The organism is Enterococcus rotai (assembly GCF_001465345.1).
Classification (GTDB): Bacteria; Bacillota; Bacilli; order Lactobacillales; family Enterococcaceae; genus Enterococcus_L; species Enterococcus_L rotai.
In genome coordinates, this window is record NZ_CP013655.1 from 2,738,102 (window position 1) to 2,751,537 (window position 13,436).

General features: G+C 35.9%; 14 protein-coding genes and 1 other RNA gene. 12 read left to right on the forward strand and 3 right to left on the reverse strand.

Translation table 11 applies throughout. The features are described 5' to 3' along the window. The 12 genes from ATZ35_RS12065 to ATZ35_RS12120 all read left to right on the forward strand — a co-directional run. Nucleotides 1-672: family 1 glycosylhydrolase (locus tag ATZ35_RS12065; RefSeq protein WP_208927453.1), on the forward strand; the 672-nt coding region annotated here is incomplete at its 5' end. A 216-nt stretch (nucleotides 673-888) separates the two neighbouring features. Beyond that, on the forward strand, nucleotides 889-1,914 hold the full coding sequence (gene ptcA, locus ATZ35_RS12070; protein WP_208930479.1) for a putrescine carbamoyltransferase: 1,026 nt from the start codon (nucleotides 889-891) through the stop codon (nucleotides 1,912-1,914). Nucleotides 1,915-2,006: 92 nt separating this feature from the next. Next, complete coding sequence (locus tag ATZ35_RS12075; RefSeq protein ID WP_208927454.1) at nucleotides 2,007-3,413, forward strand: APC family permease; 1,407 nt, start codon at nucleotides 2,007-2,009, stop codon at nucleotides 3,411-3,413. Then, on the forward strand, nucleotides 3,400-4,491 hold the full coding sequence (gene aguA, locus ATZ35_RS12080; protein WP_208927455.1) for an agmatine deiminase: 1,092 nt from the start codon (nucleotides 3,400-3,402) through the stop codon (nucleotides 4,489-4,491). The genes ATZ35_RS12075 and aguA (ATZ35_RS12080) overlap by 14 nt, the downstream gene beginning before the upstream one ends. 10 nt (nucleotides 4,492-4,501) lie before the next feature. Then, nucleotides 4,502-5,440: a carbamate kinase gene (gene arcC, locus ATZ35_RS12085; RefSeq protein ID WP_208927456.1), complete on the forward strand. Its 939-nt coding sequence runs from the start codon at nucleotides 4,502-4,504 to the stop codon at nucleotides 5,438-5,440. A gap of 123 nt (nucleotides 5,441-5,563) precedes the next feature. Beyond that, nucleotides 5,564-6,661 carry an agmatine deiminase gene (gene aguA, locus ATZ35_RS12090; RefSeq protein WP_208927457.1) on the forward strand — a complete coding sequence of 366 codons (1,098 nt, stop codon included), beginning with the start codon at nucleotides 5,564-5,566 and terminating at the stop codon, nucleotides 6,659-6,661. 11 nt (nucleotides 6,662-6,672) lie between these two features. Next, entirely contained in the window at nucleotides 6,673-7,470 is a 798-nt protein-coding gene (locus ATZ35_RS12095; RefSeq protein ID WP_208927458.1) for a MurR/RpiR family transcriptional regulator, read from the forward strand. A gap of 554 nt (nucleotides 7,471-8,024) precedes the next feature. Beyond that, a complete protein-coding gene (gene msrC / locus ATZ35_RS12100) occupies nucleotides 8,025-8,501 on the forward strand; it encodes a free L-methionine (R)-S-oxide reductase MsrC (RefSeq protein ID WP_208927459.1) in 477 nt (158 codons plus the stop codon). 69 nt (nucleotides 8,502-8,570) lie between these two features. Beyond that, the gene (locus ATZ35_RS12105) at nucleotides 8,571-9,002 is read left to right on the forward strand and encodes a VOC family protein (protein ID WP_208927460.1); all 432 of its coding nucleotides are present in this window, start codon (nucleotides 8,571-8,573) and stop codon (nucleotides 9,000-9,002) included. Between the two features lie 168 nt (nucleotides 9,003-9,170). Next, complete coding sequence (locus ATZ35_RS12110; RefSeq protein WP_208930480.1) at nucleotides 9,171-9,494, forward strand: DMT family transporter; 324 nt, start codon at nucleotides 9,171-9,173, stop codon at nucleotides 9,492-9,494. 139 nt (nucleotides 9,495-9,633) lie between these two features. Continuing rightward, nucleotides 9,634-10,001: a transfer-messenger RNA gene (gene ssrA / locus ATZ35_RS12115) on the forward strand. Between the two features lie 610 nt (nucleotides 10,002-10,611). Continuing rightward, a complete protein-coding gene (locus tag ATZ35_RS12120) occupies nucleotides 10,612-11,055 on the forward strand; it encodes a hypothetical protein (RefSeq protein ID WP_208927461.1) in 444 nt (147 codons plus the stop codon). A gap of 32 nt (nucleotides 11,056-11,087) precedes the next feature. On the opposite strand, the gene ATZ35_RS12125 is transcribed toward ATZ35_RS12120, so the two are convergent. From ATZ35_RS12125 to ATZ35_RS12130, 3 genes are all read right to left on the reverse strand, one after another. Beyond that, nucleotides 11,088-12,212, reverse strand: a complete 1,125-nt coding sequence (locus ATZ35_RS12125) for a C47 family peptidase (protein WP_208927462.1) — start codon at nucleotides 12,210-12,212, stop codon at nucleotides 11,088-11,090. A gap of 116 nt (nucleotides 12,213-12,328) precedes the next feature. After that, nucleotides 12,329-12,454 (reverse strand): hypothetical protein, encoded by a 126-nt coding sequence (locus tag ATZ35_RS16885; protein ID WP_279614908.1) that lies wholly within the window; start codon nucleotides 12,452-12,454, stop codon nucleotides 12,329-12,331. 94 nt (nucleotides 12,455-12,548) lie between these two features. Beyond that, entirely contained in the window at nucleotides 12,549-13,055 is a 507-nt protein-coding gene (locus tag ATZ35_RS12130; RefSeq protein ID WP_208927463.1) for a hypothetical protein, read from the reverse strand. Nucleotides 13,056-13,436 lie beyond the last annotated feature (381 nt).

Below are 13,436 nucleotides of genomic sequence, written 5' to 3' on the forward strand. Positions count from 1 at the left end.
CGTAAAGCGGATCGCGAAAACTTCTTCTTTATCGATGTTCAGTCGCGTGGAGAATACCCTGCGTATGCGTTGAAAGAATTAGAACGTGAAGGCATCGAATTGCCAATTGAAGACGGTGATTTAGAATTATTGAAAGAACACACAGTAGACTTTATTTCATTCTCATACTACTCATCACGTGTTCAATCAACCGATCCAGCGGTTAATGAACAAACAGCGGGAAACATTTTTGCTTCAGTAAAAAATCCATATTTAGAAGCAAGCGAATGGGGCTGGCAGATCGATCCACTAGGTTTACGGACAACAATGAATGATTTGTATGACCGTTACCAAAAACCATTGTTTATCGTGGAAAACGGCTTAGGCGCTGTGGATACACCAGACGAAAACGGCAACGTGATTGATGATTACCGCATCGAATATCTAGCGGCGCATATCCAAGCAATGAAAGATGCCGTGGAACTTGATGGTGTCGATTTATTAGGCTATACAACGTGGGGCTGTATTGATTTAGTGTCAGCTGGAACAGGTGAAATGAAAAAACGTTATGGTTTTATCTATGTCGATCGCGACAACGAAGGCAATGGCACTTTGAAACGTTCGAAGAAAAAATCATTTGACTGGTATAAAAAAGTGATTGCGACAAACGGGGAAGATTTAGCGAACGCATAAATAAGATAAAAGGACAAAAACGAGAAAAAAACTCGTTTTTGTCCTTTTTTTGTAACCTGTTACGTAAAATGGAACAAAATACAAGCTACTGTTCTTCTCATCAAGAGTTTAGAAACCGCTTTAAAAAGAGTAGACTTCGAGGTATGCTTATCTCGTCAAAAGGAAAACTCGAGGACTCCGACATTAAAAATCAAAAATAGATTGGTGGAAGACATGATGAAAAAAAGAGACTTTGTCGATACAAATGATTTTACGAAAGCAGAAATCGATTTTATGATCCAATTGGCTTTAAAATTGAAAGAATCCATTAAAAATGGCTATTATCCTCCGCTCTTAAAAGATAAAACGCTTGGAATGATTTTTGAACAATCGTCAACTCGTACCAGAGTATCATTTGAAACCGCCATGACCCAGCTCGGCGGACATGCCCAATATTTAGCACCGGGTCAAATTCAATTAGGTGGGCATGAGTCTTTAGGAGATACAGCCAGAGTATTATCCCGATTAGTCGATATTTTAATGGCTCGTGTTGAACGCCATCAAACAATCGTTGATTTAGCTAAAGACGCAACGATTCCAGTTATCAACGGCATGAGTGATTATAATCATCCAACACAAGAATTAGGCGACATTATTACCATGACAGAACATTTACCAGTAGGTAAAAAACTCAGTGATTGTAAAATTGTCTTTGTTGGAGATGCGACTCAAGTCTGTGTGTCTACAATGTTTATGGCAACAAAAATGGGGATGGATTTTGTTCAGTTCGGACCAAAAGGATTTCAAATCAAAGCCGAAACTCTTGCTATCGGCAAAAAAAATGCTGAGCTTTCTGGCGGTAGTGTCTTAATTACAGAAAATGCTGAAGAAGCGATGAAAGATGCTGATTTTATTTATACAGATGTTTGGTACGGTTTATATGAAGCGGAACTATCAGAAGAAGAGCGAATGGCGACATTCTATCCGAAGTACCAAGTTAATAAATCATTGATCGATATGGCTGCACCTCACGTTAAATTTTTACATTGCTTACCTGCAACCAGAGGAGAAGAAGTCACCGATGAAGTCTTAGATGCTCCTTACTCTGTTGTTTTAGATGAAGCTGAAAATCGTTTAACAGCCATGCGTTCATTATTAGTCTATTTCATGAATCCGTATTTAGATTATGCCAGTGAAGCAGTTGGTGAGCAGTATGATGCGGAATTTGAATTAATGTTAAGAAATGCTGTAGTTGCTAAGTGATTTTAAAGAAATAATGGAATAGAAGCAGAACTGATCGTTAATTGTTTTCTCCTTCTATTTCCATTTTCTTTAATGAAAGGTGCGTACAAAGCATGAAAGAAAAAAAGAAATTTCGGTTGTTTGACGCAGTTCTAATGGCGGTTGTTGTCATCCTTGTTGTGGAATCTGCCGCTCCAGCCGCTGCTATTGGCTCCTCGCAATTTTTCTGGTGGGGGATTTTACTTATTTTGTTCTTTTTACCGTATGGTTTAATTTCAGCTGAACTAGGGACGACGTATACTGGAGATGGAGGAATTTATGATTGGGTAAAAATGGCTTTCGGTCGTCGCTGGGGTGCTCGAGTAGCTTGGTTTTATTGGATCAATTTCCCAATTTGGATGGCAAGTTTAGCTGTTTTATTTACAGAGGTCATGACTCAAATTTTCGGATTAGAATTAGGGACACCCGTTTTGATCGTAGGACAGTTAGTCTTTATTTGGGCCGTTACGTTTATTAGTTGTTTTCCAGTTAGTGATAGTAAATGGATCTTAAATCTAGCAGCATTTGCTAAAGTAGCCATCATGGTTTGTTTAGGTGTTTTAGGAATTTATCACGCTGTGACCAAAGGGATGGCAAACGATTTTTCTGGTAGAGCGTTACTGCCAAGTTTTGATTTGGAAAGTTTAAGTTTTATTTCGGTGATACTATTTAACTTTTTAGGGTTTGAAGTGGTCACAACACTTGCCAGTGATATGGAGAATCCTAAAAAACAAATTCCTCAAGCCATTATTTTCGGTGGTATTTTAATTGCCTTCTTCTATCTCTTTGCTGCATTTGGGATGGGAGCAGCAGTTCCAGCAGATCAATTGTCGACATCTGGTGGTTTGATCGATAGCTTTATTTTATTGGTTGGTGGAATCAATCCATTTGTCATCATAATTGGGTTATTGTTTATGTATACATTAGCAGCAAATCTGATTTCTTGGGCTTTAGGAGTCAACTATGTTGCCTTTTACGCTGCTAAAAATCATGATATGCCAAAAGTATTTGCAAAAGAAAATCCTAAAAATGAAATGCCAGTAGGCGCATCTATCGTCAATGGAATCGTCGCTTCAGTCTTAGTGATTGCAGCACCCTTTATTCCAAATGAAAATATTTTTTGGGCCTTCTTCGCTTTAAATGTGGTGGCATTATTAATTTCATATATTATGATGTTCCCAGCTTTCTTAAAATTACGTAAAATCGATCCTGATCAAGAACGACCGTTTAAAGTACCAGGTGGGCCAACTTTACTAAAAATAATTGCCTATGTACCATTTGTTTTATTAGTTATTACCTTATTTTTCTCAGTCGTACCATTATCTAGTACGGAATTTAGTGAGAAAATCCCGATTCTAATTGGAACAGTTGTTGCCACGATCATAGGTGAAATTTGTATTCGTCTAGGCGATAAAGAATATGCTAAAAAACAAGTAGAAAAAAATCAAGATAAAAGGAGTGTCGAACATGAAAACAATTGATAGCTCACCAAAAAAAGATGGATTTCGGATGCCAGGAGAATTTGAACCTCATCAAGGAGTCTATATCTTATGGCCGGAACGTCCAGATAATTGGCGAAATGGTGGTAAACCAGCTCAGAAAACCTTTGTAGAGGTAGCCGTTGCAATCAGTGAATTTGAACCTGTGACGGTTGGTGTATCTGCTGAACAATATGATAATGCTCGTCATATGTTACCTGAAAGTGTTCGGGTTGTTGAAATAGCGAATGATGATGCTTGGGTTCGAGATTGTGGACCGACCTTTGTCAAAAACGACGAAGGGGAAATCCGTGGTGTGGATTGGACCTTTAATTCATGGGGCGGCTTAGTCGACGGTCTTTATTTCCCTTGGGACAAAGATGATCAAGTAGCACAAAAAATTTGTGAAGTAGAGTGGAAAGATCGTTATCGCCTAAATGATTTTGTCTTAGAAGGTGGTTCAATTCATGTGGATGGTGAAGGGACGTTAATCACGACAGAAGAGTGCTTACTTTCAGAAGGTCGAAATGCTCAACTTTCAAAAGAACAAATCGAACAAGTCTTAAAAGAATATCTTTCATTAGAAAAGATTATTTGGCTAAAACGCGGTATTTATCTAGATGAAACGAATGGTCACGTAGATAATATCGTTAATTTTGTAAAACCAGGTGAAGTCGTTTTGGCTTGGACGGATGATCAAAATGATCCACAATATGAAATTTCTAAAGAATGCTTAGCTATTTTAGAAAATGAAACAGATGCTAAAGGTCGAAAACTGGTTATCCATAAATTATATGTACCAAAACCTATTTTGATTACTGAAGAAGAAAGCTTCGGTGTTGATGCAGTAGCAGGTACATTACCGCGAGAAAAAGGGGACCGTTTAGCTGCCAGTTATGCAAATTATTATACGGCCAATGGTGGGATCGTTTTACCGTTATTCGATGATCCAAATGATGAAAAAGCCATAAGTTTATTGCAAGAATTATATCCTGATAGAAAAGTTGTTGGTGTACCTGCAAGAGAAATTCTTTTAGGTGGTGGCAATATCCATTGTATCACCCAACAAGTACCAAAATGAGGTGGAACCTATGAAAAAACGTATTGTAGTAGCTTTAGGAGGAAATGCGATCCTGACAACGGATCCTAGTGCTAAAGGTCAGCAAAAGGCTTTAGCGCACACGGCGTATTATTTAGCTGATTTTATTGAGGCAGGACATGAATTGATCATCACGCATGGCAATGGTCCACAAGTTGGCAACTTATTACTGCAGCAGCAATTAGGAGCAACAGAGAAAAATCCAGCTATGCCAGTTGACACAGCTGTTGCAATGACTCAAGGCAGCATTGGCTATTGGTTAGAAAATGCATTAGTAGCTGAGTTGAAAAAAAGAAATCTCTCTAAAAATACCGCTACAATTCTAACTCAAGTCGTTGTTAGCGAAACTGATCCAGCATTTCAAGCACCAAGTAAACCGATTGGTCCTTTTTTAAGTAAAGAAGAAATGGAAGTCGAAAAACAACAGACATCTGCCGTTTTTGTCGAGGATTCAGGCCGAGGTTTTCGTAAAGTGGTTCCTTCACCAAAGCCAATCGATATCGTTGAATATCCTGTGATCCAACAAATGGTAGAAAACGGGATTATCACGATTGCTGGAGGTGGAGGTGGCATTCCCGTAGTGATCAAAGAGGGAATTTATCAAGGAGTTGAAGCTGTCATCGATAAAGACTTTGCTTCTGAAAAAATCGCGGCTTTAGTGCATGCAGATATGTTGGTTATATTAACAGGTGTAGATCATGTTAGTATCAATTTTAATCAACCAAACCAAGCGGATTTAACTAAAGTTCGTGTCGCTGAAATTGAAAAGTATATTGAAGACAATCAGTTTGCACCTGGCAGTATGTTGCCAAAAGTTCAAGCAGCAATAACCTTTATTAAAGAAAATGCTAAAGGTAAAGCGGTGATTACCTCCTTAGAAAATATCAAAAATTTATTAGAAGAAGAAACCGGCACAATCATTACTGCTTAGTTTTAATAAGAAGAGTAGGGGCAAAAACTAGTTTCTACTCTTTTTTTCTGATATATTAAAAATATATCGCTTACATACTGAAATAATAAAGAGTGACCGATAAAGTAAAGGAGTGCAGCTCGTATGAAATTAACAACTAGCAATCCTAAAGAGGATGGCTTTTTTGCACCAGGAGAATTTGATCCACATGAAGAAACATATCTGATTTGGCCGGAGCGAGCTGATAATTGGCGTAATGGTGGGAAACCTGCTCAAGCAGCCTATGCAGCCGTAGCTAAAGCAATTGCATTGTTTGAGCCTGTTACTATGTTGGTTTCTGCTAAACAATACAAAAATGTCCGCCAATCATTACCAGAAAAAATCAGAGTACTGGAAATGAGCAATAATGATGCTTGGATCAAGGATTATGGTCCAATTTATGTAACGAACGAAAAAGGGGAAGTTCGTGGAGTTGACTGGCGCTTTAATGCTTGGGGCGGCTTATTAGATGGACTATATTTTCCTTGGGATCAAGATGATTTGATTGCTGAAAAATTATGCGAGTTCAATCGAATCGATTATTATTCTTTGAAGGAATTTATTTTAGAGGGGTGTTCTATTCATTTAGATGGAGATGGAACATTGTATACAACTGAAGAAGTTTTACTTTCAGAAGGTAGAAATGGTAAACTCTCTAAAGAGGAAATCGAAACGATCTTAAAAAGCTACTGTAATGTAGAAAAAATCATTTGGCTAAAACAAGGCTTCTTTTTAGACGAGACGAACGGTGATATTGATAATATGCTCAATGTGGTACGACCAGGTGAGCTTGTTTTGACGTGGACAGATGATCCTGAAGATCCTCAGTATGAGATTTCTAAGGCTGCTTATGAACAATTAAAAAATGAAACGGATGCCAAAGGTCGAAAATTGACTATTCACAAAATGTTGATGCCTGAACCCATGTATATTACAACCGAAGAAAGTCAGGGAGTAGACCCAGTCAATGGCATGTTGCCAAGATTTCCTGGAGATCGACTGACTGCTAGCTATGTTAGTTATTATACGGCGAATGGCGGTATTATCTATCCCTTATTTAATGATAAAAATGATCAGGCAGCTGGAGAATTATTGGAAACATTATACCCAGACCGCAAAATTATCGGCGTTCCTGCTAGGGAAATTTTATTAGGCGGTGGAAATATTCATTGTATTGCACAAAGTATTCCTAAAATTAGGTAGGAGGGAAATAGATGGACTTTTTTGAAGTGGTAAACCCTCATGTTTCAGAGTTAACAAAAAATGAGCACCTATTATTTGACTATGTTGTGAAAAATTTGAATGAAATTAAAAATAAAAGTATTCGAGAAGTAGCTGATGATTGTTTTGTTTCCACAACGACTTTTTTGAGATTTGTTAGAAAAATTGGGTTTTCTGGTTATAGTGAATTTACAACTGTAATCAAATATACTCTTTTAAACCAGAAAAAAGAAGAGAAAGTCAGTCCCTTTGTTGTGTCGCAAAAGGATTATCGGGAAGAGTATTTAAAGAATATCAATGAATCCGTTCGCGTGATCGATAAAAATAGTTTGCTCAAAGTCGGCGAATTTTTGAAGAAAAAGCCGATTATTTATTTATTTGCTAAAGGCATGAATAAACAGCTGATGCAATACGTAAAGTATCTATTTGTCGCAGCTGGATTTTTAGTCGTATTTCCTGAAGATCAGTCGATGCGGGCAATTGTGCAACGGCAGATCAAATCAGAGGATATGGTATTTATTTTAACGTATCAAGGAAAAGATGAAGAATGGATTCAATTGATGCAATACTTAAAAAATGCGGCTCATCCACTGCTTGTTTCGATCACAGGAGCTGATAATAACGTCGTACAAAATATGAGCGATATTAATTTTTATGTATTTACAGATGAACTTTTTTTAAATAAGATGGAAATTACGTCTCATATTTCAATGTTGGCGATCATGGAATTGATTTTATATCAATATTTAGATAATGCTGAAGAAGGGGAGTATCATTTAGTTTTTAAATAACTAGCCCTCATTTATATTTGTGAAATATTTATCGAAAATAACAAAAAAAGTTGCCTTGAACAAGCATCGTTCAGGACAACTTTTTGACTATAGTTTGCCATAATCATGTTGATGTTTTGGTGTATGCTTCAACAATGAATAGGCAGCCAGCGTGATCGCAGATAATGTTGCTCCTGTAACTAAAATTTTTTTCATAAACATCATTCCTTTCTATAAAAGCGTCTATCTATACTTAAGTGCAAAAACTGCACATACGTGGACGGTAGGATTCGAACCTACACCTCATCAGGTCGAGAATAAACATCCGTTAGTCCTCAAAGAGTTTTAACACCACGTTCATCCACAAAGTTATTGGTTGTTTACTATGATTAAACTATAACCTTAATAGATTAAATCAAACATAAAAAAGCTTGAAGAAAGTGTGAATTCGTTTGAACTTGTTATGAAGAGTATGAATATCTTTGCGAATAAAAAAACAAACGACTTAGAAAGGAAACGGATTACTCTGTGCTATAATAAAAAGTAAATGACTAGAAAAGAGCGTGACAGGAATAATGTGGAAAACAACTGAAGAGAAAACAGCAGCCTACCAATTGCTAGTACAGCAACAAGCAGCAATCATTGAAATTGAGCATGATAAAATCGCTAATCTTGCAAATTCTTCTGCCTTATTAGCCGATGCCTTACCTCATACTGTTTTTGCAGGTTACTATTTATTTAATGGGGAAGAATTAGTTTTAGGGCCATTTCAAGGAAAAGTTTCTTGTACACGAATCACGATGGGGAAAGGGGTCTGCGGAGAGTCAGCTGAAAAGCGTGAAACGTTAATCGTTGAAGATGTTAAAAATCATAAAAACTATATCTCTTGTGATTCAGCTGCTCGTTCTGAGATTGTTGTGCCGATGGTTAAGGATGGGAAGCTATTAGGTGTGTTAGATTTGGATAGTTCGATCACTCACGGCTATGACGAGGTGGATCAAACGTACTTGGAACAATTTGTTGAAGCCCTGTTAAAGAATACTGATTTCTAGTTTAAGTTGAGCGTTCTTTTCGCGTAATCTATTTTGCCATGAGATAATCATTAAAAATAGAGCGAGAGGATGATTAACATGTTAGAAGTGTACTTGAATTTTAAGAATGAGGCAAAGGCCGCGATCGCTTTTTATGAAACAGTGTTTGATGTGAAAAATGAAGGCATTATGACATTCGCAGATGCACCGGCAGATCCCGAACACCCAACGCCGGAAGCTTGGAAAGACTTGGTCATCAACTCTTCGATAACAATCGAAGGTGTACCTGTCATGATATCAGATGTACCAGATGGTATGGGCTTGACGTTTATTGAAGGCAATAATGTTTCGCTAGTAATCAATACAAATGATGAGGCAAAAATCGATCGAATTTTTAATCGTTTAGCAGAAGGTGGTAAAATATCGATGCCGCTTGGGGAAACTTTTTGGGCTAAAAAATATGGTATGGTCGTTGATAAATTTGGAATCAATTGGATGCTTAATTACTCTGATGAGGCTTGATTTTAAAGTTTAACACTATACATTTAATGAAAGATCACCAAGCTAGCACAAACTGCTGCGTTTATTGGTGGTCTTTTTATGTTCGTAGCAAGTACTTAAGATCATTGTTTCATTTGGTTTGATTTCTGCTATAATGATTGAGGAAATAGTAAGGAGTGAGCGAGTTTGATTGGTTATCTATATCTTTTTGTAGCTATAATAAGTGAGGTCATTGCCACAAATTTATTAAAAGCGACGGATGGTTTCAGTAAATTAATTCCATCTGTAGAATGCTTGATCGCTTATGTAGTTTGTTTTTACAGTTTATCAAAAGCAATAAAATATATGCCATTAAATGTAGCGTATGCATTATGGGGAGCAGTGGGTATCATCTTAATTACTGTTTTTTCTGTTGTCTATTGGAAAGAACAAATCAATACACCCACGATTATCGGACTTGGCTTTATTGTGATTGGAACGGTTTTAGTGAATGTATTTGGAACAGGTCATTGATTTTTAGAGCCAAAGTCAAATAAGAGAAGCTTGTTATCTTGTTCAGCTAAAAGGTGGAAGAAGCAACGTTTGATCCTTTAAATGTTTAAAAAAATATGTTATACTAACAAAAGCGTATAGTATGCTATTTAATCTTAACGGGGACGTTACGGATTCGACAGGCATAGTTGAGCTTGAATCGCGTTTCGTAGGTTACGTCTACGTAAAAACGTTACAGTTAAATATAACTGCTAAAAACACAAACAATACTTTCGCTCTAGCTGCGTAAAAACAGCGGGTGAAGATCCTCTCGGCATCGCCCATGTGCTCGAGTAAGGGTCTCAAATTAAGTGGGATACGCTAAATTTTTCCGTCTGTAAAATTTAGAAGAGATCATCAGACTAGCGAGAGTTTGGGCCTGTTATGCGGCATAAGCTTCAGCGAAACCTTAAAATAGTATGACTATGAACGTAGAAGTTTAAGTGACAATGTGTTTGGACGCGGGTTCGACTCCCGCCGTCTCCATTTTTAGTAAATGTGAGAAGAAAAGTTGAAATGTAAAAACAGTTATAAATGCTTTTGTATAGGCGTTTATAGCTGTTTTTTGTTTTTGGAGAAAAGTTAAGAAAAAGAAAGTAACGCAAAAGTGAGTATAAGCGTACCTGTATTTTTTTGTAAAGATTAAACTAAGTAATATATTAGTAAAATGGTACCACCATTAACCATTCAACATTTTTTACAACTCCGCTCAACCACTATAAACTAAAAAAAGAACACCTATCTATGTGTTCGTCATAATCATCAGCCGCTCTTTCATCAGGGCGGTTTTATTTTGCGTTTGACTTTTAGGTGTACCTAACTTATTATAGGAGTATCTTCTTTCAGTGTAAGTAAGAAGATTCCCTAGAATAATTATTTATTGTTTACCGTCTCTTACGAGGCGGTTTTTTTGTTTACATTTTTTTAATAAAAAGGCAAAGTGTTAACATTGTATGTGGTTGGTTTCATAAGCTAAATCCGTTAAATTCGATTCGTTTATAATTAATTCGACCTTAATACCTAGTTCTTTATTTCTAATATATAATATAGTATACTTAATGTGTGTTTCTGAAACAGATTATACTATTTGGAGGTTGAGATGAAAAAAGTTAAAATAATACTTTTGGTAGGGGTTATGATTCTCATTGGCGTTGGAGGGTGTAAAATGAAAGAAGATTATACAAAAGATACTGAAATTTATATCAACAATACAAGTTCAAACAAAACTAATGTCATTAATAAATCTTTTTTTGGCAAGTGGTATAATGAAAATGATGATTTTGAAGTAACAATTAAAGAGTCAGACAATTCACAAAAAGCTAGTTTAAATTTTTCTGATGATAACATGATTTCAGGAGAAAATTTAAAAGTCAATAGAATTCAAGATAATACAATTGATGTATTAGGTACAAATAACGATACGATCTATTCGTTTACCTTAAATGACGATAGTACATTAGTTTTTTCCGAGAGCTCTAAGCATTCAAATGCTGAAAATATTCCTAGTGTTTCGGCTCCTATAACTTTAAAAAAGAGACTTTGAATAGTCTCTTTTTTAAAGATGTAAATTTCATATTACCAATTAGTAACAGAATAACGCCAAACAAAACTCGAACCAACTAAATAATAAGTATTGTTATCTGAATTACAAAGTTCAGGGTAAGTATACCAAGGATTCCAAACAAAGTATGCTCTTTGTTCTCCACCACCCCATCCAGGAACTTTGTATGTTCCTATAATGTCAAGAGCATGCCATTTACCTTGATAGTTTCCACCAAAGCCTTCCCATGCTCCCCAAATGGCATTACTTTTTCTAACTTGTGTTAGAACTTCTTGCCAATTCATAGGGCGATTAACATAATAAGGATAAACACCTCTAGAGTTTGCGTATTCAATAACATTCTGTGCGCTTAAAGCTTGATTTTTGTTTTTTCCTGCGAATTGAGCCATTTGTTTTGCAGTGGTTGGTCTAGCATCATTTTTGTTGTTCAAAATCATTGCTGCGGCATAAGCTGAACACCACTGCTCGTCTGATTTTTGAGTTTCTGTTACATTCCAATTAATTTTAGTACCAGTTTGATCCACCGTTATCGATCGACTATTAACGATATTTGATTGTTTAATGCTACTCAATTCGTCAAGCTCGACACTTGTAGTTAAAGAGGAATCCACTTCTTGTCTCAAAGTATCTTGACTCACATTTTCTTCAATAGTTGGTCTCATTGGAGAAGTATAGATTTTAGTAATTGAATCATCATTTTCAATGTATATATCTCCATTTTTTTCTATAAATGTTATTGTTGCATTATCATAAGTAGACTTTAAACTTTCAATTTCATTTGCTAAAAATTTTGAAAGTTTAGTAGAATAATTCCCGTCTTCCGTTAAATTAACGGAAAATACATATTTTACAATTCCGTTTTCACTAACTGGAAATATATTTGTTTTTTGTTCGTTACTTTCGCTAATCATTTGAAAAGGTTCTAATAACTTATAATCTGCCATGTTAATACTTCTACCTTCAAAAGACAAATAACCAGTCAAATAACTTTCTATGTTATCTTTGGCATAATTTTTGACAACATCACTGACTTCAGGAGTTGCAATATGGATTTGATTTTCCGCAGCCATAGCGTTTTCTCCAAACAACATAAAATTAAACAAACATAGACCTAATACTAACAACTTTTTCTTAAACAATTAAATCACTCCTTAATAATATTTTATTCAAACAATTGTATTACATAAATAACTATATGTCATTCTATTGTGTCTGCCAATATATGCTTTTTTCGCAAAATTCGGCAATCTTATTCTCAACTTAGCACTAGCAATTTATACAACTCTGCAGCATCCTCTAGATCCTCAAACTCCCAACTAGCCGATCCACCATCGCTAACCAAGCCTACTACATTACCGTCTAATATAATTATCTGATCCACATAAAAACCCCCTTACGATAATATACGCAAGGAGGGGAGGAAATTATTAATCTTTTTACAAATAAAAATCCCTACTGTAAAAGTAGGGGAGAGGTCACTCTATAAAATCGCCATCATCAAAGTAACTAGCACAAAAATCATTAATATCTTGAGTAATCTCTAAATCCATACCATTGTAGGGATCCTCATCATGTTTATTAGACCACTTGGTGAAGTTATGTACTATCATGTGGCGTAAGTCATTAAAATCGATGTACTGATCGTATTGCTTGGCCCCGTCTGTAGAGTTTATCACTGCAGTGTTGAGATCTGCAAAACCGCGAAATGTGCCAACTACGTGATCCTTAACTCGTCCAAGGTGATCTCGAATGTTTAGTTGGATCTCAAGAACTTTATTTTGTTTGATTGATCGCTCAAGACAACGTTCGATATATTGTAAATCTTGCTGAGGTAGGCGAGGGATGTTTTTCATAGCTTCAGCTTTTACTTTATTGATTGCTGCAGTTAACTCACCCAAGGCAAAAGCGGTCATCCATTTTTTCATCACACGATCTGCATATTTCAAAAAATAAGTATCGTTTAGATCTGGTTTATCTGACATCGTAAACACCCTCCGTTTATTTAAGGTGCTTTTATTGTGCAAACGTTTGTTCTCGTTTGTCTAGCGTAAGATACTTTCCTAAAAGATAAGAAGTGAATAAATGAATTTGCATTAATTTTGCATTTGTATTTATAAAAAGATGGAAAACCCAGTATTTTCAAAGTAGGTTAAAAGAACGCCGTCTCTATAACTTTTATGGAGACAGACAGTAGAAACGTTGATGTACAGAAGTTTGTACAGCGTTTCTACTGTCTATTTTTTTGTAATGAATGCCATTTCCATAATTAGCAAACAAAGCAGTAATCTATTCCTGTTTTTCCTTTATATTAACATTTACCTCTTGCATTATAGTGTACTTTAAGTTGTATAATAAATAATAAA

Bases quoted from the DNA above. Each gene is read 5' to 3' on its own strand.
- ATZ35_RS12105 (WP_208927460.1), top strand. From the start codon at position 8,571: ATGATTAACATGTTAGAAGTGTACTTGAATTTTAAGAATGAGGCAAAG.
- aguA (WP_208927455.1), top strand. From the start codon at position 3,400: ATGAAAACAATTGATAGCTCACCAAAAAAAGATGGATTTCGGATGCCA.
- ptcA (WP_208930479.1), top strand. From the start codon at position 889: ATGAAAAAAAGAGACTTTGTCGATACAAATGATTTTACGAAAGCAGAA.
- ATZ35_RS12095 (WP_208927458.1), top strand. From the start codon at position 6,673: ATGGACTTTTTTGAAGTGGTAAACCCTCATGTTTCAGAGTTAACAAAA.
- ATZ35_RS12075 (WP_208927454.1), top strand. From the start codon at position 2,007: ATGAAAGAAAAAAAGAAATTTCGGTTGTTTGACGCAGTTCTAATGGCG.
- aguA (WP_208927457.1), top strand. From the start codon at position 5,564: ATGAAATTAACAACTAGCAATCCTAAAGAGGATGGCTTTTTTGCACCA.
- msrC (WP_208927459.1), top strand. From the start codon at position 8,025: ATGTGGAAAACAACTGAAGAGAAAACAGCAGCCTACCAATTGCTAGTA.
- ATZ35_RS12120 (WP_208927461.1), top strand. From the start codon at position 10,612: ATGAAAAAAGTTAAAATAATACTTTTGGTAGGGGTTATGATTCTCATT.
- arcC (WP_208927456.1), top strand. From the start codon at position 4,502: ATGAAAAAACGTATTGTAGTAGCTTTAGGAGGAAATGCGATCCTGACA.
- ATZ35_RS12130 (WP_208927463.1), bottom strand. From the start codon at position 13,055: ATGTCAGATAAACCAGATCTAAACGATACTTATTTTTTGAAATATGCA.